Below are 25557 nucleotides of genomic sequence, written 5' to 3'. Positions count from 1 at the left end.
GGTGCGGCGACAGTTTCATAGTGTTTCGGTGGTCATAGCGTGAGGGAAACGCCCGGTTACATTCCGAACCCGGAAGCTAAGCCTTACAGCGCCGATGGTACTGCAGGGGGGACCCTGTGGGAGAGTAGGACGCCGCCGAACAATCATTCAGAAGAAGCCCCCACCGTACTGTGTTTAATTAAACGCAGTCGGTGGGGGCTTCTTCGCGTTTGTGCCAGACTGCGGGTGGTGACCGATATACAGCCGAGTGACTACGTCCGCAGCCTTCCGATCGGCGAGCGGATCCCGCTGCCGAGCGACGGCATCCCGTTCTGGGAGGTCTTCCCCTACGAGGGCGACATTGAGATCAAGGTCCTGGAGCAGCCCGTACTGCCCGAGCCGGCGCGGAACGGCGAGGATGGTCCGGACGAGTGCTACGCCTGCAAGCGCGGCGACGACGACCCCGACGTCATCTGGTCCAATGAGAACTGGGCGGTCCGCCGTCTCTCGGAGCCGGAGGCGCTGCCGGCCATGGTGATGCTGGTGCCGCGTGCACACTACGACCTGGTCGACCTGCCCGCAGAACTCCTGGTCGAGATGGGCGAGATGATCCAGCGGGTCGAGCGGGCGATCCTCTCGCTCGGCGGGATCTCCCGGGTGCACGTCAACCGGTGGGGTGACGGTGGTGCCCACCTGCACTGGTGGCTGATCGCCCGGCCCGAGGGCATGATGCAGCTGCGTGGCACCTGCCTGCCGCTCTGGAACGACGTGCTGCCCAAGCAGTCGACCGAGGCCTGGGACGAGACCAACCGCCGGATCGCCAAGGCGCTGGCCGAGAGTTGAAACAGCAGAGAGCTGAAACGGCCGATCGCTGAAACGACTGATGGCGCGTCACCCCGAACCTGCGGGGTGACGCGCCATCAGAGCACAGAACCTCAGTTCGCCGCCCGCCGGGCCGCCTTCGCTGCCGCCTCCTGCTCGTCCTCGGCCTCCGCGACCTCCAGGGTCGGCGCGGTGCCGCCCAGGTGGGCGGGCAGCCACCAGGAGTCCTCGGGGCCGGCCGGCTTCGCGGGGTACTCGCGCTGGGCGCGGTCCAGCATCTCGCTCATCGCCGCCCGCAGCCGCCGGGTGACCATCACCGGCTTGTCGGTCGGCGCCAGGTGAATGGGTTCGCCGATCATGATCGTCACCGGCACGTGCCGCTTGGTCAGGGTCTTCGGCCGGCCCTTGGTCCACAGTTGCTGGGTGCCCCAGAGGATCACCGGCAGCAGCGGGGTTCCGGAATCGGCAGCCATCCGGGCGGCGCCGGTCTTGAACTTCTTCAGCGTGAACGAGCGGCTGATGGTGGCCTCGGGGAAGACGCCCACCACCTCGCCGTCCTGCAGTGCCTTGACCGCCGCGTCGTAGGCGGGCTGGCCGTCGGTCCGGTCGACCGGGATGTGCTTCATGCCGCGCATCAGCGGGCCGGAGATCCGGTGCCTGAAGACCTCGTCCTTGGCCATGAAGCGGGTCTTGCGCTTGGCGTTCTTGTAGGCGCCCATCCCGGCGAAGATGAAGTCCAGGTAGCTGATGTGATTGCTCACCAGGACCGCACCACCAGTGGCCGGCACGTGCTCGGCGCCCACGATGTTCAGCCTCACGTCCAGCGCCTTGAAAGCGGTCAGCGCGGCGCGGATCACCGGCGGGTACACGAACTCAGCCACGGTCAGCCCTACTTCTTTCAAACGGGCCCTGGCCCGGTGCGATGGCACCCGGGCCGGCGGGGGTGGCGGCCGGGCCCCTGGGCCGCGGCACGCCGCAGCTGACACGGGTGATACTGCGGAGCATCGTCCCTCGAAGGGGTGCCTTCTGTCATCTGGGCGTGCCTGACCCGGGCGAGATTGTCATCACACCCCTGATCAGCGCGTTAGCGGAACTTCAGGGAACTTCAGGAACGGGGCTCGGCGGGCCTCAACGGGTGGTGCCGAGCCGGGCCTGGCCGCGGCGCAGCACCAGGTACAGCTCGCAGCCGAGGCAGTAGCCGAAAGCGGCGTTCAGGAAGGCGGCGGCCAGTGCGCAGCCGGTCGCGGTGAGGCCGAGCCAGTCCGCGCCGCTGAGGTAGCCGACGGTGCCGATCAGGCCGAAGAGCAGGCCGACGCCCTGGGCGAAGCGTGGCGGTCGGGCGTCCTCCAGCTCGGCGGGCGGCCCGAGCCGGGGTCGCACCAGTACCCGGTAGAGCCAGCCGTAGGGGGAGCGGCCGAGGCCGGCCAGGGCGCCGACGGCGAAGACCACGGTCTGCGCGGCGAGGAGCGCGCCGCTGCCGGTGATCAGCACGGTGGCCAGCACGAGGGTGGTGAGAGCGGCGGCGAAACGCGGTCCGCGGGGATCGATCTGCATGGGTGGACTCCGAACAGCACGGTGACGCCGTGCCAGAAGAGCGAGAAGGGCCAGAAGGGCGAGCCGGGGGAGTTCCTCAGCGACAGCGTGTCGCGGTCGCGCGGCACAGGTCGATCACCCGTCGGCGCGTCAGCTCGGAACCCGCGTTGTCCACGCCGCGATGGTACGCGTCGCAGTAGCCCGGGAGCCAGTGCCGATGGACGGCGCACGGTGGCGCACACTGGAGCGCATGACCGGACTGCTGGTGTGCGTCGCGGTGCTCGCGCTGGCGAGCGCTTTCGGGCTGATCCGATCCCGCCGCGACGGGAGGTTGCGCGCTGCCGTGGCGCGCGGGAGGGACGAGGCCGTGCGGGTGTCGGCAGCCGAGTTGGGGGAGGGCGTGACGCTGGGGGAGCGGGCCACCCTGCTGCAGTTCTCCACCGCCTTCTGCCAGCCCTGCCGGGCGACTCGCCGGGTGCTCTCCGAGGTCGCCGAGCTGGTCGAGGGCGTCGCGCACCTGGAGATCGATGCCGAGCAGCACCTGGACCTGGTCCGCCGGCTGGAGATCCTGCGCACCCCGACCGTTCTGGTGCTGGACACCGCCGGCCGGGTGGTGAAGCGGGCCAGCGGTCAGCCGCGAAAGGCGGATGTGATCGCCGCGCTCGGCCAGGCCATCTGACCGGCCCTTTCCGGTGGGTTGACCGGCCCGGAAGCCGAGAGCTTCGTCACAATGATCAGGCGGTAGGACGCCCCGATATTGCGGCAAGATGTGGGCGACGGGTATTTGGATACTGACGAGTAACCATAGCGGGATGCTGCCGAGTATGCTGCCGGAAGTGCCGGTCGGGGCAGCAGGAATGCGCTGTCCGTAGCGGGTGCCGCCGAGTGCGCGCCCGTCCGTTGCACCGCCGCAGCCGCCGGACGAGACCAGTACAGGAGACAGGCCGTGAGCTTGAGGATCGTTGTCTGTGTGAAGTACGTGCCCGATGCGACCGGTGACCGTCGCTTCGCGGACGACACCACCACCGATCGGGATGCCGTGGACGGCCTCCTGTCGGAGCTCGACGAGTACGGCGTCGAGCAGGCGCTGCGGATCGCGGAGGCTTCCGGGGACGCGGAGGTGACCGTGTTGACCGTTGGTGGGGACGACGCGCGTGACGCGTTGAAGAAGGCCCTGTCGATGGGTGCGGACAAGGGTGTGCACGTCAATGACGACGACATCCACGGCTCGGACGTGATCGCGACCTCCGCGGTGATCGCCAAGGCGCTGGAGAAGACCGGTTTCGACCTGGTGGTGTGCGGGATGGCGTCCACCGACGGCACCATGGGCGTGCTGCCGGCGCTGCTGGCCGAGCGGCTGGGCCTGCCGCAGGCCACGCTGCTGTCGGAGGTGTCGGTCGAGGACGGCACCGTGCGCGGTCGTCGGGACGGGGACACGGCGACCGAGCAGGTCGAGGCGGCGCTGCCGGCGGTGGTGTCGGTGACCGACCAGTCCGGTGAGGCCCGTTACCCCTCGTTCAAGGGGATCATGGCGGCGAAGAAGAAGCCGGTCGTCGAGTGGGACCTGGACGACCTGGGCATCGACGCCGAGAGCGTGGGTCTGGCGGGCGCGTGGACGGCGGTCGAGACCGTGACCGAGCGTCCCGCGCGGACCAAGGGCACGATCGTCAAGGACGAGGGCGAGGGCGGCAAGCAGCTGGCCGGCTTCCTCGCCGAGCAGAAGTTCATCTAAGCCGCCCCTGATCCGCCGCCCCTGATCCGCTGTTAGGAGAACGAACGTCATGAGCGAGATCCTCGTCCTGGTCGACCACGCCGACGGCGCGGTGCGCAAGCCCGCGCTCGAACTGCTCACCCTGGCCCGCCGCCTGGGCACCCCCGCCGCGGTGGTGCTGGGCGCCGGCGACCACGCGGCCGCGATCGCCGCCAAGGCCGGCGAGTACGGCGCCGCGAAGGTCTACGTCGCCGACGCGCCCGAGTTCACCGACCTGCTCGTCGTGCCCAAGGTCGACGCGCTGACCCAGATCGCCCGGTCGTCGGGCGCGGTGGCGGTGCTGGTCACCTCCTCCGGCGAGGGCAAGGAGGTCGCCGCCCGCACCGCGCTGCGCCTGGGCTCGGGCGTGATCACCGACGCCGTGGACCTGGAGGCCGACACCGACGGCACCGCGGTCGCCACGCAGTCGGTGTTCGCGGCCTCGTTCCAGGTCAGGTCGAAGGTGACCAAGGGCGCGCCGGTGATCACCGTCAAGCCCAACGCGGCGGCCCCCGAGCCGGCCCCGGCGGCCGGTGCGGTGGAGAACGTGAGCGTGGTGTTCGGCGGGAACGCGGCAACGGTCACCGCCCGCACCCCGCGGGTGTCGACCGGCCGTCCGGAGCTGACCGAGGCCGCGATCGTGGTCTCGGGCGGTCGTGGTGTGGGTGCGGCGGAGGGCTTCTCGGTGGTCGAGGAGCTGGCCGACGCGCTGGGCGCGGCGGTGGGTGCCTCGCGCGCCGCGGTCGACGCGGGCTGGTACCCGCACAGCAACCAGGTCGGCCAGACCGGCAAGCAGGTCTCCCCGCAGCTGTACATCGCCGCGGGCATCTCCGGCGCGATCCAGCACCGGGCCGGCATGCAGACCTCCAAGACCATCGTCGCGATCAACAAGGACGACGAGGCGCCGATCTTCGACCTCGTCGACTACGGCGTCGTCGGCGACCTCTTCGACGTCCTCCCCCAGCTCACCACCGAGGTCAAGTCGCGCAAGGGCTGACCTCGCACCCTCGCTGAACTGCCACAGGGCGTGCTCCCCCTCACCGGGGAGCACGCCCTGTGGCAGTTAGAGTACGAGCGTGGACTTGTTGACGGCACTTCAGGGCGGTTTCGGCGACGCCCCCGACGCCCTGCGGATCGACGGCCGGCCGCTGAGCCGGGAGCACCTGCTGGGCGCGGCGGGCGCGGTCGCGGCGCGGGCGGCCGGGGCTCGGGCCCTCGCCGTGCTGGCCCGACCCGAGGCGGAGACCGTGGTGGCCGTGGTCGGCGGCCTGCTGGCGGGCGTGCCGGTGGTGCCGGTGCCGCCGGACGCCGGTCCGGTGGAGCGGGCGCACATCCTGCGCGACTCCGGCGCGGAGCTGCTGGCGGGCGCCGACGAGCCGGTCGACGGTGTCGAGCCGCTGCCGGTGGACCTCACCGAGACGCAGGCCGTCAGCCTGCCCGAGCCCGCATCCGAGCGGCCCGCCTTCGTGCTCTACACCTCCGGCACCACCGGGCCGCCCAAGGGTGCGGTGCTCTCCCACCGCGCCGTGGCCGCCGACCTGGACGCGCTGGCCGCCGCCTGGGCCTGGACACCGGAGGACACCCTGGTGCACGGCCTGCCGCTGTTCCACGTGCACGGGCTGGTGCTCGGTGTACTGGGCGCGCTGCGGACCGGCAGCCGCCTGGTGCACACCGGCCGACCCACCCCCGAGGCGTACGCGCGAGCCGGCGGCAGCCTGTACTTCGGGGTGCCGACCGTCTGGTCCCGGGTCGCTGCTGACGAGCCGTCGGCCCGCGCGCTGGCCGCCGCCCGACTGCTGGTCTCCGGCAGCGCCCCGCTCCCCGTGCCGGTCTTCGAGAAGCTCGCCGCCCTCAGCGGCCACCAGCCGATCGAGCGCTACGGCATGACCGAGACCCTGATCACCGTCAGCACCCGCGCCGACGGCGAGCGCCGCCCGGGCAGCGTCGGCCTCCCGGTGGCGGGCGTCGCCACCCGACTGGTCGGCGAGGACGGCACACCCGTGCCCTGGGACGGCGAGAGCGTCGGCGAACTGCAGGTCAGCGGACCGACCCTGTTCGACGGCTACCTCAACCGCGCCGAAGCCGACGCCGAGGTCCGCACCTCCGACGGCTGGTTCCGCACCGGCGACGTCGCCACCATCGCCCCCGACGGCTTCCACCGCATCGTCGGGCGCGCCTCCGTCGACCTGATCAAGAGCGGCGGCTTCAAGATCGGCGCAGGCGAGGTGGAAGCGGCGCTGCGCGACCACCCGGCCGTGGCGGACGCCGCCGTGGTGGGCGCCCCGGACGCCGACCTCGGGCAGGCCGTGGTGGCCTTCGTGGTCGCGGACGGGGCGGTGACGGGAGACCAGCTGACCGCCTTCGTCGCCGAACGGCTGTCGGTGCACAAGCGCCCGCGGCGGGTGGTGCTGGTGGCGGAGCTGCCGCGGAACGCGATGGGGAAGGTGCTGAAGAAGCGGCTGTTGGAGGGTTAGCCGAGGGAGTTCGGGGGGCGGTCGGCATCCTGGGCGTCCCGCACTCGGGCCGGGTCCACGCCGATCTTGTACAGCCAGCGCCAGGGTGTCCGCACTGCGGGCAGAGCGGAGAGGTTGGCCTCGGTGGCTGCTCGCCGCAGGCTGCGGATCAGCTCCTTCGGATCGCGCTGCGCCAGCTCGTTCAGGTCCTCGCGGGAGTCGACGTTGATGGCGTGCAGGAGGTGCAGCGCACCGGGGTGCTTGAGGTCCTGATCGAATTGGGCGAGTTCGGCGAGGTCACGGAGGCGTTCGGCTTCGGTCAGAGTGATCTGCAGCTGAGTGGCCAGGGCCTTGCACAGGGCCGGGGTGGCGGTGCGGAGCTCCAGGTGCCGGGAGGTGGTGATGTTCTCGTGGAGCAGCTTCGCCCGATAGTTGGCGAGGACGGCGAGGTCGAGGAAGCTCCTCGGAGGAAGACCGACCAGGTTCCGGAAGCCGGCGTTCTCCTTGAGTTGCTGCAGGCACGGGTCGGCCAAGGCATCCGTGCGGTCCACAGGGGTGGCCAAGGCGTACCGCAGATCCTCGACGGCCTTGCTCTCCCAGTCCCGATTGTTGGTGTGGATGAGCAGGAAGCTGTCGAGGCAGGCGTGGTGCAAGGCAAGGCGCGGCGAGAGCGGGTCGAGCTCGTGGGGATGAGCAGCCTCGGGTGCCAGCGGTAGGTTCCCGTCAAGGACCATGAGGCAGTACTGCAGATTGTCGGCGAACGGGCGCATCCGCTCCTTGAGCATCCCGAGCTCCGGCGGTCGGCTGCTGTCGGTGTAGCAGTTCCTCAGCAGTTGGCCGACAGAGGTCCTCGCTTCTCTCAGCGCCTCGGTGTCGGTGAGCCCGCTGTGCAGGTAGGCGTTCAGCCATTGGGTGGCACTGCTGTAAAGGATCCGGATGTTCAGGAACGGCCATCCCATCAGGAGCTTGAGGTCATGGGGGGCAGTCCTGAGATGCCGGTCGACCGTCAACGCGAACTGTCGGTGGTTGCGATCCTCGGCGGGTGTGTGCCGGAAGATCGCCCAGAGGTATTCGAAGCGGGCCAGCAGATAGCCGGGATCGTCGTTGAGCGCCTGACCGAGGAGCGGCACCTGCTGCTCCTCGTGGTCGATGAGCGACTTGCTGGTGGCGATGACCTGCTGGGTGATGCTGCGCCAGTTGTCGGCGCCGTACAGATTCTCCTTGAGCTCGTGGTGAACCTCGCTGAGCCGCATGAGAACGCAGGCGGCGGCACCGGTGATCAACTGCGCCTTGGCGCGCTCCTGGGCGGCTTTGACCTCAGCGTCGACACCGGCGGTCGGGATCGGGAGCAGCCCGAGTTCCGGTCGGCTGATGATCTCGCTGCTGGCGTGCCGTCCGTTGCGGGTGATGGTGACCGCCACTCGGTTGCAGTCGACGACGGAGACTGTGGCTCGCCACGTGAGATCGGGGCGCAGGGCGAAGAACACCCGGGCGAGTGCTCCGACTACGCGGCCGGTCGGCAGTGTGCTCAGGTCCCCGCTGGACAGCTTGGACAGCGGGGTGAGCGCCGAGGTCGCGACCAGGTGCAGGGGTGTCTCTTCGCCCAGGCTCTGCATTCGGGCCAGCAGATAGTCTGTTGACGCTACCTCGGTCGTCCCGCTGTGGTCCTGCACCACCACCTGCAGCCGCCGCAGCTGGCCGAGGGCGGCACCGGTCAGCAAGACGCCGAAGACGGTCAGGACACCGTAGGCGACCAGGATCTGGTGGTCGTCCGACCCGTGCAACGCGGTGAGGCCCAGCGCGAGACCCAGGCCGAGGACAATCGGGAGGGAGACCAGCAGCGCCCGCCAGTCCGCCATGACATCCCGCCAGTTTCCTTTGTCCGCCGTGATGGCGCGGGCGGACAGGACCGTCAGTACCCAGACGGTCAGAGTCAGCGCGATGGCCAGGAGCAGCGCGGTCAGCAGTAGTGTGCTGCCCGGGTCGTACGGTTGGAACATCGGGTATACGGGCAGCATGACCGCGGAGTGGGCCAGCAGGAGGATCCCGATCCCGCCCATCAGCCCGCGTCGACTCTTGCTCCAAGCCACCGACTCCGGCCGGACCAGCCAGTGCGAGGCGAGGCTCGCCGCAGCCAGCAGGACCGCGATCCCGATGGCGATCGGTAGCAGCAGCTTCCCGACGGGCCGCACCCAATCGCCGTAGAAGTAGTCCCAATTCGACGATGCCGTCGGCAGTGAGTGCCCTCTCAGCGCGACGATCTGTGCAAGCCCGGCGATGGCGTCCTTGTTCGCGCCGTCGGCACAGAGCGCGGAGTGGAAGGACTCCTCGGCGGTGTCCAGGTGGCCCGCGCGGAGTGACCTCCGCCCTTCGGCTACCTCGTTGGCGGCCAGCACCCGCTGCTGGTCGACGAGGTTCAGCCCACGGACGGCGCAGGACTTCGGGCCCACCGGCGGCACTGAGTTGTACAGCGCCTCCGCACGATCCGGGTCGCCAGCGTCCAGGTACGCCTGGGCGGTCGCACACACCGTGTCTGGGTCCGACGCTGGCGAGGCCGACGGCCACGGATGCGGATGTGGCTCCTCGGCGCGCGCGACGTGCCCCGGAACCGCGAAGGCCAGCCCGGTCAGCAGTGCGGCCGCGCCCAGTCGTGCGAGCCGTTGCGCCATCCGCGCCGCCCTTCGTCAGTAGGCGATTGATCGCCCACTGACGAAGCTATGGCCCACCGCGCCGATCCGCCGCGCGATCGCGCCCGTCCGGCTGACGCCCCGTCAGCCTGCGGCCAGCCGGAAGGCCAGGTTGCCGAAGGCGACCTGGTCGCCGGGGTGGACCGGGACGCCGCCGGTGACTCGGTGGCCGTTGACGTGGGTGCCGTTGGTGGAGCCGAGGTCGTAGAGGACCCAGCCGTGGGTCTCACGGCGAAGTTCGGCGTGTGAGCGGGAGACCGAGGTGTCGGCCAGCCGCAGGTCGGAGCCGGGGGCGCGGCCGATTCGCAGGGCCTGCGGGCCCAGCTGAGGGAGGGTCAGTCCGGGGAGGCGCTCGGTGCGCCAGGCGTTGCGCAGGCGGACGGTGAACGCGGAGAGGCGGCCGACCGTGCGCAGCACCGCGCGGGCCAGTGGGCCGTCGCTGGGCAGGTCGGCGAGGACCGCGTCCAGTTCGGTGCGGCTGCGCGCGGTCAGGACCAGCTCCATCCGGCGCATGAAGGTGTCATGGGAGAGCCGGCCGTCGCCCGCGCTCTCCCGCAGCATCTCGAGCGCCCGGTCGCGGTCGGCCTCGGAAGGCCGGTCGAGCAGGCCGGATGGCGCCGCGTCAGTGCGGGGCTCGAGTGCGGTCATAGGGCGATTCTCGGCCGTGCCGGGCGTATGTGTCCAGGAGCGGGACCGTGCCGGGGTGCTGCCGGGGTACTGGTTGCCGCTGGTGCCCCTGACGTGTCCGGGGCGGGGGAGCCGATAGGGTCAGCGGCGGGTTGCCGGCCGTGCGGGGTCCCGGCTTTGAGGAAAGAGGCGGCGGATGCTCCGTGGGCAGGCGGTGGCCGGTCAGGCCCTGGTGGCGGCGATCGACATCGGCGGGACGAAGATCGCCGGTGCGCTGGTCGGCGCCGAGGACGGCTTGCTGCACCACCGCACCGAGCGCCCGACCCGGGCCGGGGAGGGCGGCCAGGCGGTCTTCGCCGCGCTCACCGAGGTGCTGGCCGAGTTGCGGGCGAGTGCCGACTGGTCCCGGGTGCGGCTGGTCGGCGTCGGTAGTGCCGGGCCGGTGGACACCGTCCGGGGCACCGTCAGCCCGGTGAACATTCCCGGCTGGCGCGACTTCCCGGTGGTCCGCGAGGTCAGCTTCCTGGCCGACGGACTGCCGACCGTGCTGACCGGCGACGGTGTCGCGATGGCCGCCGCCGAGCACTGGCGCGGCGCGGCCCGCGGCTTCGACAACGCGCTCTGCCTGGTGGTGTCCACCGGTGTCGGCGGCGGTCTGGTGCTGGGCGGCGCGCTCTACCCGGGGCCGAGCGGCAACGCAGGCCACATCGGACACATCAGCGTCGACCTGGACGGCGACCCGTGCCCGTGCGGCAGCCGTGGCTGCCTGGAGGGCCTGGCCAGCGGCACCGCGATCGCCCGGCATGCGCTCGCCGCCGGCTGGCGACCGCGCGGCGGCGGGCTGGTGGACATCTCCGGCGGCGCGACGGCCGTCGCGGTGGCCGAGTCGGCGCGCGACGGTGATCCGCGCGCCCTGTCCGCCTTCGCCCGGGCCGGCCAGGCGCTGGCGGCCGGGATCGCGGCCACCGCGACCCTGGTCGAGCTGGACGTGGTGGTGATCGGCGGCGGCGTGGCCCAGGCCGGCGACCTGCTGCTCGGTCCGCTGCGGGCCCGGCTGGCCGAGTACGCGACGCTCTCCTACGTCCGGGGGCTGCGGATCTGCCAGGCCGAACTGGCCACCGACGCCGGGCTGGTGGGCGCCGCCGCGGCTGCCCTCTGGGCCACCGAGAAGTGACTGCCGCCGGGTGGGCGCCGGGGCGGGCCGGGAGGCGCGCGGGGCGTGCGCACCCGGCGGGAACCGGCGAACACGCGCCGGCGTGAAGGCAGTAGCTGACGGTCGGTCAGATCGTCAGGAGTGAGGGATCGGGCCCGACGGGTACCACCCGAGATGGTGCCGGGACACCCGGCGCACACCGTGCCGGGGCCACCCGAGGTCAGGGGGAGTCGTGATCGTATGGGTCAACGGGACGTTCGGGGCGGGCAAGACCAGTGCCTGCCGGGAACTGCTCGAGCTGCTGCCGGACAGCACGCTCTATGATCCGGAGCTGGTCGGCCACGCGCTGTGCGAGCTGCTGCCGGCCCAGCGGCTGGCCGAGGTCACCGACTTCCAGGACCTGCCGGCCTGGCGAAGACTGGTACCCGAGGTGGCGGCGGCCCTGCTGAGCGAGGTGCCGGGCACGCTGGTGGTGCCGATGACCCTGCTGCGCGAGGAGTACCGGGACGAGATCTTCGGCGCCCTGGCAGCCCGCGGACTGCCGGTGCACCACTTCGTGCTGCACGCTGAGGAAACGATCCTGCGTGCGAGGATCGCGGCCGGCGAGGAGGTCCCGGGCGACCCGGTGGCCAGCGAGCGGGTCCGTCGCTGGCGCTTCGACCACCTCCCGGAGTACCAGGCAGCGCGGGAGTGGCTGCACCGCGACGCCCATGTGCTCGACACCGCCGAGCTGACCCCGCGCCAGGTCGCCGAGACGCTGGCCGCGCTGGTCAAGGAGGGCACCGCCCGCTGCCCGATCGTGCGCAGCAGCACCACCCCCGGGGACACCGTGGCGGCCGCCGTGCTGCTCTTCGACGAGCAGGACCGGGTGCTGCTGGTCGACCCCGTCTACAAGCCCGCCTGGGAGTTCCCCGGCGGGGTGGTCGAACGCGGCGAGGCGCCGACCACCGCCGCGGTCCGCGAGGCCGCCGAGGAGCTGGGCCTGCGCCTGGAGCCGGGAGCGCTTCGGCTGCTCGCGGTGGACTGGGAGCCGCGGACGGGTGACCACCGCGGCGGTATGCGGCTGGTCTACGACGGCGGTCGGCTGACCGCGGGTCAGCGCGCGGCGCTCCGGCTGCCGCCGGACGAGCTGCGGGACTGGCGGTTCGTCACCCTGGGGGAGGCCGAGCGGCTGCTGTCGCCGGGCCGCTACCGCCGCCTGGCCGGAGCCCTCGAAGCCCGGCCCACCGGCACTCCGCGCTACCTGGAGGCGGGGCTTCCGGCGGCGCAGGGGGTGGGCGGAGGCTGAGACCGCCCTCGGTGCGGGGCTGAGGGTCTGCGGGTCTGCCGGTACGCGGGCGCGCAGGGCGGCGTGGGCGGGTTCGGGTGCGAGGGGGCAGGATGGGCCTATGCCGTTCACCTTCAGCCACCCCGTCGCCGTGCTCCCGCTGCTGCGCGGACTGCGCGGGCGCGGGCCGCTGGTGGCATCCGCCCTGGTGGCCGGGTCGATGGCGCCGGACCTGCCGTTCTTCGCGGCCTCCTGGCAGCCCGAGCTGTACCGGGGCGGCACGCTGACGCACCGTTGGTGGGCGGTCCCCACGGTGGACGTCGCGCTGGCGGCCGTGCTGGTCGGCGGCTGGCACCTGGCGCTGCGCCGCCCGCTGCTCGGACTGCTGCCGCCGCGCTGGGCCGCCCCCGCCGAGGCGGTCACCGCGCGCCGCAGGACCGGGTGGGGGACGGGGCGCGCGAGCGGGCGTGCGACCGGCTACCCGGCCGGGCGCCGGGCCGGATACCGGGCCGGGCACGTCACCGGGCCGGCCGGTGTCGCCGCGTTCGCGCTCTCCGCGGCGATCGGCGCCGCCAGCCACGTCGGCTGGGACGAGTTCACCCACCCCGGCCGGGCCGGCGGCCGACTGCTGCCGGTGCTGGAGCGGCGGGTCGGCGCCGTCCCGCTCTGCGTGGTCGCCCAGTACGGCGGCTCGGCGGTCGCACTGGTCGGCCTGCTGCGCTACCTGGACCGCGAACTGCGTGAGGTGCGCGAGCTGCCGGCGCCGGACGACGCCCCCGCACCCGCGCCGCCCATCCTCCCGCAGCCCGTCCGGCGCGCCGCGGTGCTGCTCGCCGCCGGGCTCGGCGCGGCCCACCGGGTGGCCCGCGCCAGGCGGCTCCGCCGCGCCGACGGTGGCGGTGGGCACCCGAGCCTGATCGCCGACCTGTGCTTCGGCGGTGGCGCCGGGGTGGTCACCGGCGCCGCTCTGCTGGCGCTCGCCGACCGGCTCGGCAACCGTCGCTACCTGCCCCAGACCTTCGGGTAGTCGCGCAGGAAGAGCGCCTCGGCCAGGGCCATCTTCTCCAGCTCGGAGGGGTCGAGGCTCTCGTCCACGGCGTGGATCTGGCAGCCCGGCTCCTCGACCCCGATCAGCACGATCTCGGCCTTCGGGTAGAGGTTGCGCAGGGTGTTGCAGAGCGGGATCGAGCCGCCCTCGCCGGACACCACCATCTCCACCCCGTACGCCTCGTGCATCGCGGCGCCCAGCGCCTCGTAGGCCGGGCCGGCGGTCTCGGCGCTGAACGGCGAGCCGCTCGCCAGGGCGGTCACCCGGACGTCCACGTGCCACGGCGCCGCGTCCTTCAGGTGCTCCAGCAGCGCGGCCTGCGCGGCGTCCACGTCCATGCCCGGCGGCACCCGCAGGCTGACCTTCGCCCGGGCCGTGGCCTGCACCGAGGAGGTCGAGCCGAGCACCGAGGGCACGTCGATGCCCACCACGGTGACCGCCGGGCGGGCCCAGAGCCGGTCGGCGATCTCGCCGCCACCGATCAGCTGCACGCCGTCCAGCACCTTGGCGTCGGCGCGGAAGCGGTCCTCGGGGTAGCTGACGCCCGGCCAGGTCTGGTCGGCCGGCAGGCCCGTGATGGCGGTGGCGCCCTGCTCGTCGTAGAGCGTGCCGAGGACCTTGATCAGCGCGGCCAGCGCATCGGGGGCGGCGCCGCCGAACTGGCCCGAGTGCAGGTTGCCCGCCAGCGTGCGGATCTCGATCTCCGCCTCGGTGATCCCGCGCAGCGAGGCGGTCGCCGTGGGCAGGCCGGCGGCGAAGTTGCCGACGTCGCCGATCACGATGGCGTCGGCCAGCAGCAGCTCGGGGGCGCCGAGCGCGTACTTCTCCATCCCGCCGGTGCCCTGCTCCTCCGAGCCCTCGACGATCACCTTGAGATTGACCGGCAGCGTGCCGCCGCCGAGTTCGCGCAGCGCCCGAAGGGCCGTCAGGTGCATCAGGATGTTGCCCTTGCAGTCCGCCGCGCCGCGCCCGTACCAGCGGCCGTCGCGCTCGGTCAGCTCGAACGGCGGGCTGGTCCAGGCCGCGGCGTCCAGCTCCGGCTGCACGTCGTAGTGCGCGTAGAGCAGCACCGTCGGCGCGTCGGGCAGGCCCAGCAGTTCGCCGTAGACGGACTGGGTGCCGTCCGGCGTGTCGAGCAGCCGAACGTCCGTCAGGCCCTCGGCGCGCAGCGCCTCGGCCACCCATCGGGCGGCAGCCCGGCACTCCTGCTCCAGACCGAGTTCGGGGTCGGCGATCGACGGGAAGGCCACCAGCTCGGCCAGCTCCCGTTGGGCACGGGGCATCAGGGCACGGACGGCGGTGGCGAGATCGGAAGCGGTCATGGTGGTCTCCGGGAGCTGGGTGATCGCCTGCTCGACGAGCATAGGCGCCGCTCCGAAGACCGTGCGGGGCTGCTGGGCGGGCCCGCCGTGTCGTGGCGCATAGGATGATTCGCCGTGAGAGACTCCGGTAACGCCCCTGATCCCAGCCTGCCCCTCGATGATGTGCTCGATGTGCAGGACGCCGCCGATGTGCAGGATGCCGCCGATGAGCGTGCCGCCGATCCGCTGAGTGGGATCTGGGACGTGGTGGTGGTGGGTGCCGGGCCGGCCGGCGCCTCGGCCGCACACGCCGCGGCCGCTCAGGGCCGGCGGGTGCTGCTGCTGGACAAGGCCGAGCACCCCCGCTACAAGACCTGCGGCGGTGGGATCATCGGACCGTCCCGGGACAGTCTGCCGCCGGACTTCAAGATCCCGTTCCAGGACCGGGTGCACGCCGTCACCTTCGCGTTGAACGGGCGGTTCACCCGGACCCGGCGTTCCAAGCGGATGCTCTTCGGACTGGTCAACCGGACCGAGTTCGACCTGCGGCTGGTCGACGCGGCCCAGCAGGCGGGCGCGGTGCTGGTCACCGGCGTGACCGCGACCGGCGTCGAGCAGCAGGGCGGCGCGGACCGGCGGACGGTGGCCGTCACCCTCGCCGACGGACGCTCGGTGCAGGCCCGCGCGGTGGTCGGGGCGGACGGCAGCGCCAGCCGGATCGGGCGGCACGTCGGGGTGACCTTCGATCAGATCGACCTCGGCCTGGAGGCCGAGATCCCGGTGCCCGAGCGGGTGATCCGGTCCTGGGAAGGGCGGATCCACCTGGACTGGGGGCCGCTGCCCGGCAGTTACGGGTGGGTCTTCCCGAAGACCGACTCGGGCACGCTGACCGTCGGCGTGATCTCGGCGCGCGGGGACGGCGAGCTGACCAAGCGCTACCTGGCCGACTACATCCGCCGGCTGGGCCTGGCCGGCTTCGCGCCGGCCATCGAGTCCGGCCACCTGACCCGCTGCCGCGCGGAGGACTCGCCGCTCTCCCGGGGCCGGGTGCTGGTCGCCGGTGACGCCGCCGGCCTGCTGGAGCCGTGGACCCGCGAGGGCATCTCGTACGCGCTGCGCTCCGGACGGCTGGCGGGGGAGTGGGCGGTGCAGGTCGCCGAGGCGGCCGGGCCGAGCGACGTGCGGCGCCAGGCGCTCAACTACGCGTTCGCCGTGAAGGCCGGCCTGGGCGTGGAGATGCGGGCCGGCAAGGTGATGCTGGAGGCCTTCGAGCGGCGCCCGCACCTGTTCCACCTGGCGGTCTGCGCGATCGGCCCCGCCTGGCGCGCCTTCGCCCAGACCACCCAGGGGCACACCACCTTCGCCCAGATCCTGCGCCAGTACAGCGCCGCCCGCCGGCTGGCTGCGCTGGCTTCGCGGTAGGGACTGCTTTCGTGTGGGGCTTTGCAAACTTTGCAAAGCCCCACACTTTGCATACTCCCCAGGGAGTACCCGCGAGCACCCCGGCCGGCTGACGCCCGGGCCGCCCGTTCTCCCCTAGCCTTCCGGCATGAGCACTCAAGGCCGCACGGTATGAGCACCGGTACGGACCACGGTCCCTGGCAGCCGCCCTGGATCCGGGCCGGCAAGGCCGGCTGGCCGGTGGCGTCCTCGGTGCTGGTCGGTGTGATCCAGCTGTTCGGCAGTTCCGTCGCGGCCAAGCACCAGGTGCCGCAGCGGGTGCCGCTGGATGCCTTCGGGTACGTGCTGCTGCTGGTCGGCCCGGCGCTGCTGGTGCTGCGCAAGCGCCACCCCGTCGCGGTGGTCGGCGCGAGTGCCGCCGTCACCCTGCTCTACCTCGGCGCCGGCTACCCCTACGGGCCGGTCTTCCTCAGCTTCGCCGTCGCCTACTGCACCGCCGTCGGAAGCGATCACCGCCGGGCCGCCTGGCTCAGCCTCGGCGCCGTCTACCTCGGCCATCTCCTGCTCACCTTCGCGCTGCCCGCCGACTGGCAGCGCGGGCACATCGCGCGCGGCTGGTGGCAGGAGCTCGGTGTCACCGCGCTGGTCCTGCTGCTGGCCGCGGTCGCCGAGCTCGTCCGGTTCCGGCACGAGCAGATCGCCGCGCACCGCGCCGCCGAGCAGGCCGCCGCCCGCCGCCGGGCCGACGAGGAGCGGCTCAAGATGGCCCGCGAGCTGCACGACATCCTCGCCCACAGCATCTCGCTGATCCACCTGCAGGCCGGCGTGGCACTGGAGCTGATCGACGATCAGCCCGAGCAGGCCCGCTCCGCCCTGGTCACCATCAAGGCGGCCAGCAAGGAGGCACTCGGTGAGGTCCGCCAGGTGCTCGGCACCCTGCGCACCCCCGGCACCGCCGCGCCGCGCCGGCCGGCCCCGGGCCTGGACCGGCTGCCCGAGCTGACCGCCCAGGCCGCGCACGCCGGCCTCGACGTCGCGGTCCGCGTCGAGGGCGCCGAGCGCCCGCCGCCGACCGGAGTCGGCCTGGCCGCCTTCCGGATCGTCCAGGAGGCGCTGACCAACGTGATCCGCCATTCCGCGGCCCGCCGCGCCGAGATCCTGCTCGACTGGACCGCGCCGGACGGCCTGACCGTCCAGGTGGACGACCCCGGTCCGGCCGCTGCACCGGACGTGGCGGAGCCGGTGGGCGGCGGCAACGGGCTGGCCGGGATGCGCGAACGTGCGGCCGCGCTCGGTGGCACCCTGGCGGCGGGGCCGCACGGCACCGGCTTCCGGGTGACAGCCTGGCTGCCGACCGCACGAGAGGGAGCGGGGGAGCGATGATCACAGTGCTGCTGGCGGACGATCAGATGCTGGTCCGGGCCGGGTTCAAGGCGCTGCTGGACGCGCAGGCCGACATCGAGGTGGTCGGCGAGGCCGACAACGGCGAGGCGGCGGTGCGGCTGACCACCGAGCTGCTGCCGGACGTGGTCCTGATGGACATCCGGATGCCCGTGCTGGACGGTCTCGAGGCGACCCGGCGGATCGGCGCCCGGGCCGAACTGGCCGCCGTCAAGGTGGTCGTGCTGACCACCTTCGAGTTGGACGAGTACGTCTTCGAGGCGCTGCGCGCCGGCGCGGCCGGATTCCTGGTCAAGGACACCGAGCCGGCCGACCTGCTGCGCGCCGTCCGAGTGGCCGTCGCCGGGGACGCGCTGCTGTCACCGGGTGTGACGCGCCGGCTGATCGGCGAGTTCGCCGCCCGCTCCAAGGCCCCCGCCGAAGCCGCCGGCCCGGCCCTGACCGCCCTCACGTACCGCGAGCGCGAGGTGCTCACCCTGGTCGGCATGGGTCTGTCGAACGAGGAGATCGCCCGCCGTCTGGTGGTCAGCCCGCTCACGGCGAAGACCCACGTCAGCCGTGCGATGGTCAAGCTCGGCGCCCGTGACCGCGCCCAACTGGTGGTCCTCGCCTACGAGAGCGGGCTGGTCCGCCCGGGGTGGCTGGGGTAGCGCGGGCGGGCCGGCACCGGGGGAGCTTGGCGGGCCGGGTCGGCGCTCTTGCTGACATCCTGTATCTTCGAACATGTACGCCATGTACATGCTCGGCAACAGAAGGTAGTGTCAATCTCTGCCACCTTCGGAGGGGAGCAGCAGGATGGACCGCAAGAAGATCCCAAGAACCATCGACGCCACCGGCACCTTCGTCATCGACCCGGAGGACGAGGCGCCCTCGCCCCACGAGACGCACTGCGCCCGGCCGTGCTGCCGGCCGGTGGAGGCGCCGTCGCACTGGGGCCAGTGGCTCCGCCCGGCTTGACAGACCATCGGGTGCCGAAGTGCCCCGCCCCACACACGGGGCGGGGCACTCTGCTGTCTGCCGGCTCCTCCCCGGCGGGCCGCGCGGCCGTCCCCCGGATGGCCCAACTGAAGCCCTCGGTCCGGCGGCAACCGGAGCAGCGTGGGACATACCGCACCCGACTTCGCCCCAGGAGGCAAGCGGTATGTCTGCTCACGAGGTGATGCCCGGTGCGGTCGAATCGGCCGCCGGGACACTGGCCGGCCAGTTGGCCGAGGCGATCCGCGGTCGGGCCGAGCCGCGCGCCGAACCCTTCTGCCTGCACCGGCGGGTGGCCGCCCAGGCCGAGCCGGTCCCCGCACTGGCCGCCGTCCGGGTCCTCGGCGCCGACGCGCTGACCGCCGCGCTACTGGCCGGCCACGCCTTCCCCGCGGCCGACGCCGCCTTGGTGCACGCCGCCGTCGGCGCCTTCCCCGCGCCGCCCGAGGGCGCCGCGGACCGCGAGCTGTGGGCCTGGCGGGACCAGGCGCTGGCCGGCGCGCTGGGCGAGTTGGGCGTCGCCACCGACGGCTGGGAGGGCCTGGCGACCACCGCCGGCACCGCGGATCCCGCCGAGCCGCCGCACTGGGTGCCGTGGTGCGTTGACCTGGCCCGGCTCTCCTCTCTCGCCCTGCCCCCGCTGGCCAGTCCGCTGCGTGACCAGGCCCGCCGGCACCGCCTCGACCTCACCCGGGGCATGACTCGGGCGCTGCTGCGCCGCGACCACCTCAGCGCCGCCCGACTGGCCCGCTGGCTCGCACTCGACCACCAGCACGCCCCCGAACCGCTGCTCGCCCCCGCGATCGAGCACCTCGAGCAGCTCGCCTTCGACCAGCCGCGCACGATGCTGGAGACCGTACTGGCCCGGTACCTGCTGGAAGGTGGACGCTGATGGACCCGACCATGGTGCGGCGGGCCGGACAGGTCGCCGACGGCGCACTCGGCTGGCTGGGCCGGATGCGCGCGAGCTTCGCACTGCCCCGAGACCTCCCCGACCACGAGATCGACGGCAACGCGCTGAAGGCCCTGGCCGACCTGGCGCTGGCCGGCGGTACCGTCCGGCGCGAGGCGGTGGCCGGTGAGGCCGGTGCCCGGACCGCCGAGGAACTGCTCGACTACGCCTGGCGCGAGTTCCGCTTCGGCGAGCTGCTGCTGGCCCTGCAGCGCCAGGCGCCGGCCGCGAGCCACCCGACCGAGATCTACTCGCTCTTCGCCGCAGCCGGCTACCGCCACCCACGGCTGGACTCGCTCGCCGAGCACCTGGCCGGGCTGCGCGCGGCGGCCGTACCCGAGCAGGCACCCAACCGGCGGCTGGCCGTCCTCGCGGCCAACCGTCGGCTCGGCCTGCCGGACCCGCCCGACACCGCGGACCTGGTGGCCCGCAGCTGGCTGGGCGGCACGCCCGAGCCGTGGATGCTGGACGCCAACACCGCCCACGGCGTTGCCCACACCGTCTGCCACCTCACCGACTACGCCGCCCACCCCGGAGGTCTCCCGCCACTCCTGCAGGAGTACCTGCACCGCTGGCTCCCCGTCTGGGTGGAGGTGTTCACCGAGACCCGTTCCTGGGACCTGCTCGGCGAGTTGCTGATCGTCGCCGGCTGCCTCGACCGGCCGCACGGGTACGCCGACGCCTGGGAGCAACTCGCCCTGGCCCAGCGGCCGGACGGCATGCTGCCCAACGGCGTCAACCCACCGCCGAGCGATCCGGAGCAGGCCTTCCGCGACCGCTGCCACCCGACCGTCGTGGCCGTCGTCGCCGGCACCCTGACGGTCTCGCGCGCGCTGGCGGTGGCGTCATGAGTACGCCGCCGCCGACGCAGCGGCCACCGACCTGGACGGGCGCGGCGAGGTCGGCTAGCAGGACCCGCTGACCGCGCACCTGCGCACCGTCGACGGGCCCGAGAACACCCTGCTGGAGCGGGGGATCTGACGGATCGTCAGCGATGGGCGGAGGGTCAGCGCCACACCGCGGGCAGGGCGCGGCAGTACGGCAGGTCCGTCGCACGCAGCTCGTCCGCCGGGCCGGCCGCGCGCAGCACCACGTCGAGCACCAGGTCCGGGTCGCAGGCGTAACCACCACTGGCCCAGGCCGGGTTGGCCTCGACCACCGCCCAGCGGCCGTCCGCGAGCAGGCCGACGTCCACTACCACCGCGCTCGGCAGCCCGTCGGCCGTCGCGGCCAGGACCTGCCGGGCGAAGGCGAGGGCCGCCGGGGCGTGCCGGTCCTCGGCCACCGGCGCGTCGGTCGCCGGCGCGACGTCCACCAGCGCGTCGGTCACCGGCGCGATGTCGAGGCGGCCGTCGACGGCGTACCGGGAGGCGGTGTGCACCGCGCCGTCCAGGACGAAGAGCCGGTACTCGCGGACGAACGCGACCGGGTCGCTGACCAGCACCGGAGTGTCGTCGTCCAGGGCGTCGGGGCCGGGCAGGCCGCTGCCGTCGGGGTAGATCCGGGCCGGGAAGAGCTTGTCCACCGGCGGCTTCAGGAAGGCCGGGCGGCGCAACCGGCGCGCCTCGACCAGGGTGGTGCAGGAGATCTGACGGTGCGTCAGCTCCACCGGCAGCCCGGCGAGCCAGTCCAGCGGCGCGTCCAGCGCGGCCAGGCCCAGCTCGAGCCCCACCGCGTCGGCGAACAGCGGGCCACCGTACACATGGGCCGGGCCGAGGCCGGTCAGCTCCTCCGGGACGGACCAACCGCGCGCGGTGTGGGCGCGCAGGCCACGACGGCGGGCGGCGGTGAGCAGCTGCAGCCCGGTCTCGTTGATCCGGGGAGCCAGCAGCAGGAGACGGGTCATGACCTGGGATTCTGCCCGGCCGAGGGCACCGACCACCACCGCGTTTCGGGGCGCACTAGTCGTGGCCGCCCTCCGCATGCCAGAGTCGTCCCAACCCGTCCGACCCACCCTCATATCGGATACCGGAAAGCAGGTCCCACCACGATGACCAGCGCAGCAGAGCCCCTCGTCCGCGTCAGCACGACCGGGGTCGTCACCACCCTGGAACTCGACTCGCCGCACAACCGCAACGCGCTCTCCAGCCGGCTGATGGCCGAACTCGCGCAGGGGCTGGCCGAGGCTGCCAAGGATCCGGAGGTACGGGCCGTGGTGCTCGGCCACACCGGGAAGGTGTTCTGCGCGGGCGCGGACCTCTCCGAGGCGACCGGCGACGACCCCACCGTCGGGCCGCGCGGCCTGGTGGAGATCCAGCGGGCCATCGTGGAGTGCCCCAAGCCGGTGATCGCCTACGCCAACGGGCACGTCCGGGCCGGCGGACTCGGACTGGTCGGCGCCGCCGACCTGGCGATCGCCGGGCCGGCCGCCACCTTCGCCTTCACCGAGGTGCGGCTCGGCCTGGCGCCCGCCGTCATCTCGCTGCCGCTGCGCCCCAAGCTGGAGCCGCGCGCCGCCGCTCGCTACTACCTGACCGGTGAGACCTTCGACGCGACCGAGGCGGCCCGGATCGGCCTGGTCACGATCGCGGCCGAGGACCCCGAGCAAGCGCTTGCTCAGGTACTCGACGCGCTGCGGCTGGCCTCCCCGCAGGGGCTCGCCGAGTCGAAGCAGCTGGTCAACGCGGAGGTGCTGCGCTCCTTCGAGGCCGACACCGAGGCCCGGGTCGAGCAGTCCGCCCGGCTCTTCGGCTCGCCGCAGGCCCAGGAGGGGATGCGGGCCTTCCTCGAGCGCCGCCCCGCGCCGTGGGCCGTCCAGGCCGACTGACACCGCCCGACCCGGCCTGACCAGGTGTGATCTGCGTCCCCCCGACGGTAGGCGGGCGGGCCCGGCGGCTACCGTGATCGCATGCCGATCGCCGCCCGCCTGCTCGCCACCGTCCGCGCCCGGACCCGCCGTACCGCCGCGCGGGCCGTGCACCGAGGCTGGCGCTGGGTGCAGGAGCGCGGCGCGGTCAGCAATCAGCAGCCCGGCCCGTACCGCTTCCACACCCTGGGCGACGGCAGCAAGCTGGCCTTCCCGCTCGGCACCGTCTTCAACGAGCAGTCGATCGCGATCGGCCCGTTCTGCATCATCGGCGAGCGGGTCACCATGTCGGCGGGCTTCCTGCCCGGCCTGGACCTCGGCCCCGAGCCGGTGATCACCATCGGCGGCGGCTGCGTGATAGGCCGCGGCAGCCACCTGGTCGGCCACCAGTCCATCGTGCTCGGCGACGACGTGTGGACCGGCCCCAACGTCTATATCAGCGACCAGGCCCACGAGTACCGCGACACCTCGCTGCCGATCGGCAAGCAGTGGCCGCGCAACGAACCGGTCGAGATCGGCTCCGGCAGCTGGATCGGCACTGGCGCCGTGATCCTCCCCGGCGCCCGCCTCGGCCGCAACGTGGTCGTCGCCGCCGGCTCCGTGGTCCGCGGCGAGGTCCCCGACCACGCCGTGGTCGCCGGCGCCCCCGCCCGGATCGTGCGCAGCTTCACCCCCGACGAGGGCTGGCAGCCCCCCTTCCGCCACGACCCACCGCGCCCGCTTCCGGACGGCATCACCGCCGAGCAACTGAGGGCGCTGGTGGGCTGGGACCTGCACCCGCCGGCCGAGAACTGACGGCGAGTCCGGCGGACTGGCGGGGGACGAGAACGGTCCGCTCAGCCGCCGACGGCTGACCACTCGCGGCGGAAGCCCTCGCGCAGCGGGCCGCCGGTGCGGGCGAGGACTTCGCCGCCCGCCCGCACCAGGGCGGTGGGGTCGGTGGCGGCGGCGCGGTGAGCGGCGAGCAGGGTGGCGCCCAGGTGAGGGTCGGCGATGAGCAGGCGGCGGGGGAGCCACTTGCCGTTGCCGGTCCAGGCGCGGTGGTGGTCGCAGAGCAGGTCGGCGGCGCTGCGCAGCAGGCCGCCGGCCAGGACGGCGCGCTCGTCGGGGTCGGTGCTGTCGGCGAGGTCGTCCAGCGCCTCGGTGAGGCCGTAGCGCAGGCTCTCGCGCTGTCCCGGGGTCAGTTGGGGCGGGCCGGCGGCCAGTTCGGTGGCGGCGGTGGCCCTCGCCCCGGCGACGAGCTGCTCGGGGTCGAGCAGGACCAGGCCCTCCGCGTACATCGTCTGCATCACCCCGCGCCGGTCGGCGCGGCCGGCGGCGAACAGCTCGGGCAGCGTGTCGGGGGTGTGCACGAAGAGCTCGGCGACCCGGCTCTCGAACCGGATCGTCTCGCGGTAGGCGCCGTTCGGGACCAGGACCGCTAGGTCCAGGTCGCTGGTGGCCCGGGCCTGACCGGTCGCGCTGGAACCGGCCAGGACGGCGCCGAGGGCCTGCGGGAATCGGGTGGCGACGAGGCGTCGGGCCTGGTCGAGGTGCATCGATCGGAATCCTTCAGAGGGTGATGACGGCCAGCGGTCCGGCGGGCGCCGCGACGGTGGACGGATGCGTGACGAGGAGGGCGTCGTAGCCGTCCAGGGCGACGGCGAGCAGCGGGTGACCGGGAGTCGGGACCAGCTCGCCACCGGTTCGCAGGGTCAGATCGGCATCTGGTTGACGGGTCATCAGATTGAGTGCGGTGACCGGCCCGCCGAGCAGCCGCGCGCTCGTCGGCGCGTCACCGGGGAAGGCGAACGGACGCAGCGGCTCGACGGTCACCGGTGGCGCGTCGGCGACGGTGAGCTCGACTCCGGGACCGGCCACCACGGTGAGCACCCGCCACAACCCGGGGAAGACGGAGAACGGACCGTCGGTGGCGATCTCGGCCAGGCTGACGCGCCAAAGGTCGGCGGATGCGACTTCTCGTGTCACGCCGCCACCGTTGCGCCAGGGCACGGCGGTCCGCTCGGCGGCGGGGAGTTGATCAATGGGCATGCCGCAGGGTAGCGCGGACCTGGCGGCGCCGGGCGGGACTACTGGCGCGCCCCCGCCGCCGGGCGGTGCACCACCAGAGCCAGCGCCGCGGCTCCCGCGCCCGCCGCCGCGACCGTGGTCAGGGCCACCGGCAGGCTGGCCGCGTCGGCGAGGAAACCGATCACCGGGGGGCCGATCAGCATGCCCGCGTAGCCGAGGGTGGAGGCAGTGGCGACACCGTGCGGGCCGCCGGCCTCACCGGCTCGGGCGATCGCCAGCGGGAAGAGGTTGGACAGGCCGAGGCCGACCAGGACGAAACCGCCGAGGACCACCGGGACGGACGGCGTCAGAGCGGCGACCAGCATGCCGACGCCGGCGGTCAGGCCGCCCGCCACCATCAGCCGGGCCGGGCCGAGCCGGATGGAGAGCCAGGTGCCGGCCAGCCGGCCGGTGGTCATCGCGAACGCGTAGGCGGCGTAGCCGAAGGCGGCCAGCGCGGCGCTCGCGTGCACGTCGTCGGTCAGGTGCAGGGTGGCCCAGTCGGCGAGCGAGCCCTCGCCGTAGGAGCTGCAGAGCGCGGTGAGGCCGAGGAGCAGGACCAGCAGGCGGGCGTGCGGCAGCCTGCCGGGCGGGTTTCCGGTGGGCTGCTTCCCGGTGGCGGTCTGCTTCCCGGTCTTCACGAAGGGCAGTTGCCCGGCCGGGCGGGTGCGCAGCAGTGCCGCACCGGCGATCGCGGTCACCGCCAGGCCCAGCACCCCGCTCAGGGCCAGCGCCCAACTGGCCGTCAGGGTGCCGGCCAGCAGCCCGCCGACCGCCGCCCCGAGCAGTCCGCCCAGGCTGTAGCCGGCGTGGAAACTCGGCATGACGGGCCGCCGCAGCTCGGCCACCACCTCGACGGCGGCGCTGTTCATCGAGACGTTGGCCGCGCCGTACCCGGCGCCGAAGAGGACGAGTACGGCACCGAGGGTGGGTACCGAGTGCGCGTGCGGGGGCAGCACCACGGCGGCGCTGAGCAGCAGCAGCGAGACGACGGTGACGCGGCGGCTGCCGAACCGGACGCAGAGCCGGCCGATCACCGGCATGGTGGCCACCGCGCCGCCCGAGACGCAGAGCAGGGCCAGGCCGAGGGCGGAGTGCGAGGCGTGCACCTGGGCGCGGATGTCGGGGATCCGGACCACCCAGGCGGCGAAGAGGAAGCCGTCGACGGCGAAGAAGGCGGTGAGGGCGATCCGGGCCAGGCTCCAGGAGCGGCTCGCGGCCGGCGGGTGTGTGCTGGACGGCTGTGTGGCTGTGGGGTGTGCGCTGGACGACTGTGTGGCGGCCGGCTGTGCGCCGGACGGGCGGGCAGAGGCGGCGGGCTTTTTGTTTAGGAGCGGCACAAAGTCAGAATAG

The 25557-nt window shown here is 73.1% G+C and carries 25 protein-coding genes and 1 rRNA gene; 17 read left to right on the top strand and 9 right to left on the bottom strand.

Going from position 1 to position 25557, the window contains the following annotated elements; all coding sequences use genetic code 11:
* The first annotated feature begins 24 nt into the window (after positions 1–24).
* Together rrf and BR98_RS15990 are read left to right on the top strand one after the other, a co-directional pair.
* Positions 25–141 (top strand): 5S ribosomal RNA (gene rrf / locus BR98_RS15995).
* An 87-nt stretch (positions 142–228) separates the two neighbouring features.
* Positions 229–822: an HIT family protein gene (locus tag BR98_RS15990; protein WP_232247432.1), complete on the top strand. Its 594-nt coding sequence runs from the start codon at positions 229–231 to the stop codon at positions 820–822.
* Between the two features lie 92 nt (positions 823–914).
* Here BR98_RS15990 and BR98_RS15985 read toward each other — a convergent pair whose 3' ends face one another.
* Together BR98_RS15985 and BR98_RS15980 are read right to left on the bottom strand one after the other, a co-directional pair.
* Complete coding sequence (locus BR98_RS15985; RefSeq protein WP_035845371.1) at positions 915–1682, bottom strand: lysophospholipid acyltransferase family protein; 768 nt, start codon at positions 1680–1682, stop codon at positions 915–917.
* Positions 1683–1929: 247 nt separating this feature from the next.
* The gene (locus BR98_RS15980) at positions 1930–2355 is read right to left on the bottom strand and encodes a DUF4395 domain-containing protein (protein ID WP_035845370.1); all 426 of its coding nucleotides are present in this window, start codon (positions 2353–2355) and stop codon (positions 1930–1932) included.
* A gap of 229 nt (positions 2356–2584) precedes the next feature.
* On the opposite strand from BR98_RS15980, the gene BR98_RS15975 reads away from it, so the two are divergent.
* The 4 genes from BR98_RS15975 to BR98_RS15960 all read left to right on the top strand — a co-directional run bounded on the left by BR98_RS15975 (position 2585) and on the right by BR98_RS15960 (position 6558).
* Complete coding sequence (locus tag BR98_RS15975) at positions 2585–3013, top strand: thioredoxin family protein (RefSeq protein ID WP_035852492.1); 429 nt, start codon at positions 2585–2587, stop codon at positions 3011–3013.
* A 267-nt stretch (positions 3014–3280) separates the two neighbouring features.
* Positions 3281–4066 carry an electron transfer flavoprotein subunit beta/FixA family protein gene (locus tag BR98_RS15970; protein WP_035844414.1) on the top strand — a complete coding sequence of 262 codons (786 nt, stop codon included), beginning with the start codon at positions 3281–3283 and terminating at the stop codon, positions 4064–4066.
* Positions 4067–4115: 49 nt separating this feature from the next.
* Complete coding sequence (locus BR98_RS15965) at positions 4116–5081, top strand: electron transfer flavoprotein subunit alpha/FixB family protein (protein ID WP_035845368.1); 966 nt, start codon at positions 4116–4118, stop codon at positions 5079–5081.
* A 79-nt stretch (positions 5082–5160) separates the two neighbouring features.
* Positions 5161–6558: an AMP-binding protein gene (locus tag BR98_RS15960; protein WP_035845367.1), complete on the top strand. Its 1398-nt coding sequence runs from the start codon at positions 5161–5163 to the stop codon at positions 6556–6558.
* Here BR98_RS15960 and BR98_RS15955 read toward each other — a convergent pair.
* Together BR98_RS15955 and BR98_RS15950 are read right to left on the bottom strand one after the other, a co-directional pair.
* The gene (locus BR98_RS15955) at positions 6555–9065 is read right to left on the bottom strand and encodes a DUF4332 domain-containing protein (protein ID WP_198042231.1); all 2511 of its coding nucleotides are present in this window, start codon (positions 9063–9065) and stop codon (positions 6555–6557) included. The two genes, BR98_RS15960 and BR98_RS15955, sit on opposite strands and share 4 nt — an antisense overlap.
* 243 nt (positions 9066–9308) lie before the next feature.
* Entirely contained in the window at positions 9309–9872 is a 564-nt protein-coding gene (locus BR98_RS15950; protein ID WP_035845364.1) for a DUF1707 and FHA domain-containing protein, read from the bottom strand.
* Between the two features lie 175 nt (positions 9873–10047).
* On the opposite strand from BR98_RS15950, the gene BR98_RS15945 reads away from it, so the two are divergent.
* The 3 genes from BR98_RS15945 (at position 10048) to BR98_RS15935 (ending at position 13298) form a co-directional block, all read left to right on the top strand.
* Complete coding sequence (locus BR98_RS15945; protein WP_035845362.1) at positions 10048–11025, top strand: ROK family protein; 978 nt, start codon at positions 10048–10050, stop codon at positions 11023–11025.
* Between the two features lie 211 nt (positions 11026–11236).
* Positions 11237–12292: an NUDIX hydrolase gene (locus BR98_RS15940; protein ID WP_035845360.1), complete on the top strand. Its 1056-nt coding sequence runs from the start codon at positions 11237–11239 to the stop codon at positions 12290–12292.
* A 100-nt stretch (positions 12293–12392) separates the two neighbouring features.
* Positions 12393–13298, top strand: a complete 906-nt coding sequence (locus BR98_RS15935; RefSeq protein ID WP_063774792.1) for a DUF4184 family protein — start codon at positions 12393–12395, stop codon at positions 13296–13298.
* Here BR98_RS15935 and BR98_RS15930 read toward each other — a convergent pair.
* Positions 13274–14641, bottom strand: coding sequence for a dipeptidase (locus tag BR98_RS15930; RefSeq protein WP_035852486.1), 1368 nt, complete (start codon positions 14639–14641; stop codon positions 13274–13276). The two genes, BR98_RS15935 and BR98_RS15930, sit on opposite strands and share 25 nt — an antisense overlap.
* Before the next feature lie 189 nt (positions 14642–14830).
* Between BR98_RS15930 and BR98_RS15925 the strand changes: the two genes are divergently transcribed.
* The 6 genes from BR98_RS15925 (at position 14831) to BR98_RS15905 (ending at position 20200) form a co-directional block, all read left to right on the top strand.
* Positions 14831–16042, top strand: a complete 1212-nt coding sequence (locus BR98_RS15925) for a geranylgeranyl reductase family protein (protein WP_035852484.1) — start codon at positions 14831–14833, stop codon at positions 16040–16042.
* Positions 16043–16192: 150 nt separating this feature from the next.
* Positions 16193–17404: a sensor histidine kinase gene (locus tag BR98_RS15920; protein WP_035845353.1), complete on the top strand. Its 1212-nt coding sequence runs from the start codon at positions 16193–16195 to the stop codon at positions 17402–17404.
* A complete protein-coding gene (locus BR98_RS15915) occupies positions 17401–18072 on the top strand; it encodes a response regulator (protein ID WP_035845351.1) in 672 nt (223 codons plus the stop codon). The genes BR98_RS15920 and BR98_RS15915 overlap by 4 nt, the downstream gene beginning before the upstream one ends.
* 145 nt (positions 18073–18217) lie before the next feature.
* A complete protein-coding gene (locus BR98_RS39385) occupies positions 18218–18379 on the top strand; it encodes a hypothetical protein (protein WP_157537806.1) in 162 nt (53 codons plus the stop codon).
* 184 nt (positions 18380–18563) lie between these two features.
* On the top strand, positions 18564–19289 hold the full coding sequence (locus tag BR98_RS15910; protein WP_157537804.1) for a hypothetical protein: 726 nt from the start codon (positions 18564–18566) through the stop codon (positions 19287–19289).
* Positions 19289–20200 carry a DUF6895 family protein gene (locus tag BR98_RS15905; protein ID WP_035845349.1) on the top strand — a complete coding sequence of 304 codons (912 nt, stop codon included), beginning with the start codon at positions 19289–19291 and terminating at the stop codon, positions 20198–20200. The genes BR98_RS15910 and BR98_RS15905 overlap by 1 nt, the downstream gene beginning before the upstream one ends.
* 155 nt (positions 20201–20355) lie before the next feature.
* On the opposite strand, the gene BR98_RS15900 is transcribed toward BR98_RS15905, so the two are convergent.
* The gene (locus tag BR98_RS15900) at positions 20356–21195 is read right to left on the bottom strand and encodes an ATP-grasp domain-containing protein (protein ID WP_035852478.1); all 840 of its coding nucleotides are present in this window, start codon (positions 21193–21195) and stop codon (positions 20356–20358) included.
* 144 nt (positions 21196–21339) lie between these two features.
* Here BR98_RS15900 and BR98_RS15895 point away from each other — a divergent pair, with 144 nt between their 5' ends.
* Together BR98_RS15895 and BR98_RS15890 are read left to right on the top strand one after the other, a co-directional pair.
* Positions 21340–22116 carry an enoyl-CoA hydratase family protein gene (locus tag BR98_RS15895; protein ID WP_035845347.1) on the top strand — a complete coding sequence of 259 codons (777 nt, stop codon included), beginning with the start codon at positions 21340–21342 and terminating at the stop codon, positions 22114–22116.
* An 81-nt stretch (positions 22117–22197) separates the two neighbouring features.
* Positions 22198–22950, top strand: coding sequence for an acyltransferase (locus BR98_RS15890; protein ID WP_035845345.1), 753 nt, complete (start codon positions 22198–22200; stop codon positions 22948–22950).
* A gap of 41 nt (positions 22951–22991) precedes the next feature.
* On the opposite strand, the gene BR98_RS15885 is transcribed toward BR98_RS15890, so the two are convergent.
* From BR98_RS15885 to BR98_RS15875, 3 genes are read right to left on the bottom strand one after another with little or no spacing between them, the layout of a single operon-like run.
* A complete protein-coding gene (locus tag BR98_RS15885; RefSeq protein WP_035845341.1) occupies positions 22992–23693 on the bottom strand; it encodes a nucleotidyltransferase domain-containing protein in 702 nt (233 codons plus the stop codon).
* Between the two features lie 13 nt (positions 23694–23706).
* Positions 23707–24186: a HutD/Ves family protein gene (locus BR98_RS15880; RefSeq protein WP_035845339.1), complete on the bottom strand. Its 480-nt coding sequence runs from the start codon at positions 24184–24186 to the stop codon at positions 23707–23709.
* A gap of 38 nt (positions 24187–24224) precedes the next feature.
* Positions 24225–25544 (bottom strand): MFS transporter, encoded by a 1320-nt coding sequence (locus BR98_RS15875; protein ID WP_083976619.1) that lies wholly within the window; start codon positions 25542–25544, stop codon positions 24225–24227.
* Positions 25545–25557: the final 13 nt, after the last annotated feature.

Source organism: Kitasatospora azatica KCTC 9699 (genome assembly GCF_000744785.1).
GTDB lineage: Bacteria > Actinomycetota > Actinomycetes > Streptomycetales > Streptomycetaceae > Kitasatospora > Kitasatospora azatica.
This window is presented reverse-complemented; position numbering and strand designations above follow the sequence as displayed.

Excerpts from the sequence above, each read along its gene's own strand:
- BR98_RS15965 (WP_035845368.1), top strand. The coding sequence starts at position 4,116 with ATGAGCGAGATCCTCGTCCTGGTCGACCACGCCGACGGCGCGGTGCGC.
- BR98_RS15905 (WP_035845349.1), top strand. The coding sequence starts at position 19,289 with ATGGACCCGACCATGGTGCGGCGGGCCGGACAGGTCGCCGACGGCGCA.
- BR98_RS15950 (WP_035845364.1), bottom strand. The coding sequence starts at position 9,872 with ATGACCGCACTCGAGCCCCGCACTGACGCGGCGCCATCCGGCCTGCTC.
- BR98_RS15975 (WP_035852492.1), top strand. The coding sequence starts at position 2,585 with ATGACCGGACTGCTGGTGTGCGTCGCGGTGCTCGCGCTGGCGAGCGCT.
- BR98_RS15980 (WP_035845370.1), bottom strand. The coding sequence starts at position 2,355 with ATGCAGATCGATCCCCGCGGACCGCGTTTCGCCGCCGCTCTCACCACC.
- BR98_RS39385 (WP_157537806.1), top strand. The coding sequence starts at position 18,218 with ATGGACCGCAAGAAGATCCCAAGAACCATCGACGCCACCGGCACCTTC.
- BR98_RS15945 (WP_035845362.1), top strand. The coding sequence starts at position 10,048 with ATGCTCCGTGGGCAGGCGGTGGCCGGTCAGGCCCTGGTGGCGGCGATC.
- BR98_RS15915 (WP_035845351.1), top strand. The coding sequence starts at position 17,401 with ATGATCACAGTGCTGCTGGCGGACGATCAGATGCTGGTCCGGGCCGGG.
- BR98_RS15930 (WP_035852486.1), bottom strand. The coding sequence starts at position 14,641 with ATGACCGCTTCCGATCTCGCCACCGCCGTCCGTGCCCTGATGCCCCGT.
- BR98_RS15910 (WP_157537804.1), top strand. The coding sequence starts at position 18,564 with ATGTCTGCTCACGAGGTGATGCCCGGTGCGGTCGAATCGGCCGCCGGG.
- BR98_RS15935 (WP_063774792.1), top strand. The coding sequence starts at position 12,393 with ATGCCGTTCACCTTCAGCCACCCCGTCGCCGTGCTCCCGCTGCTGCGC.
- BR98_RS15920 (WP_035845353.1), top strand. The coding sequence starts at position 16,193 with ATGAGCACCGGTACGGACCACGGTCCCTGGCAGCCGCCCTGGATCCGG.
- BR98_RS15895 (WP_035845347.1), top strand. The coding sequence starts at position 21,340 with ATGACCAGCGCAGCAGAGCCCCTCGTCCGCGTCAGCACGACCGGGGTC.
- BR98_RS15890 (WP_035845345.1), top strand. The coding sequence starts at position 22,198 with ATGCCGATCGCCGCCCGCCTGCTCGCCACCGTCCGCGCCCGGACCCGC.
- BR98_RS15885 (WP_035845341.1), bottom strand. The coding sequence starts at position 23,693 with ATGCACCTCGACCAGGCCCGACGCCTCGTCGCCACCCGATTCCCGCAG.
- BR98_RS15880 (WP_035845339.1), bottom strand. The coding sequence starts at position 24,186 with ATGCCCATTGATCAACTCCCCGCCGCCGAGCGGACCGCCGTGCCCTGG.
- BR98_RS15900 (WP_035852478.1), bottom strand. The coding sequence starts at position 21,195 with ATGACCCGTCTCCTGCTGCTGGCTCCCCGGATCAACGAGACCGGGCTG.